Here is a 1,177-nt window from a genome sequence, read left to right on the forward strand (position 1 = left end):
ATTACTCGATGATTTTCGAGACGACGCCGGCGCCGACGGTGCGGCCGCCTTCGCGGATGGCGAAACGCAGGCCGTCTTCCATCGCGATCGGAGCGATCAGCTCGACGGTGAAGCCGACGTTATCGCCAGGCATGACCATCTCGGTGCCTTCGGCCAGGGTCACGGTGCCGGTCACGTCAGTTGTACGGAAGTAGAACTGCGGACGGTAGTTCGCGAAGAACGGGGTGTGACGGCCGCCTTCTTCCTTGGTCAGGATATAGGCTTCGGCTTCGAACTTGGTGTGCGGTGTCACCGAACCCGGCTTACACAGAACCTGACCACGCTCAACGCCTTCACGGTCGATGCCGCGCAGCAGGGCGCCGATGTTGTCGCCCGCTTCACCGCGATCCAGCAGCTTGCGGAACATTTCAACACCGGTACAGGTGGTTTTCTGAGTGTCACGGATGCCGACGATTTCGATCTCGTCGCCAACGTTGATCACGCCACGCTCAACACGGCCCGTAACAACGGTACCACGACCCGAGATCGAGAACACGTCTTCGACCGGCATCAGGAACGGCTTGTCAACTTCACGCTCAGGGGTGTCGATGTAATCATCAACAGCCGCCATCAGTTCGCGGATTTTCTCTTCGCCGATTTCCGGGTTGTTGCCTTCCATCGCGGCCAGAGCCGAACCTGCGATGATCGGAATGTCGTCGCCGGGGTATTCATAGCTGGACAGCAGTTCGCGAACTTCCATCTCAACCAGTTCCAGCAGCTCTTCGTCGTCAACCTGGTCAACTTTGTTCATGAACACGACCATCTTCGGGATGCCAACCTGGCGGCCCAGCAGGATGTGCTCGCGGGTCTGCGGCATCGGGCCGTCAGCTGCGTTCACAACCAGAATCGCGCCGTCCATCTGGGCAGCACCGGTGATCATGTTCTTGACGTAGTCGGCGTGGCCGGGGCAGTCGACGTGCGCATAGTGGCGGTTGTCGGTCTCGTATTCCACGTGGGCGGTCGAGATGGTGATGCCACGTGCTTTTTCTTCAGGCGCGCCGTCAATCTGGTCATACGCTTTGAAGTCACCGAAATACTTGGTGATTGCTGCGGTCAGCGTGGTCTTGCCGTGGTCAACGTGGCCAATCGTGCCGATGTTGACGTGCGGTTTTGTACGCTCAAACTTTTCCTTTGCCAT

General features: G+C 58.7%; 1 protein-coding gene. It reads right to left on the reverse strand.

Annotated features, from left to right (window positions below):
• Position 1: 1 nt before the first annotated feature.
• Positions 2-1,177: elongation factor Tu (gene tuf / locus ACR0J0_RS23555; protein WP_480666416.1), on the reverse strand; the 1,176-nt coding region annotated here is incomplete at its 5' end.

The organism is Ruegeria sp. BF12, from assembly GCF_056538705.1.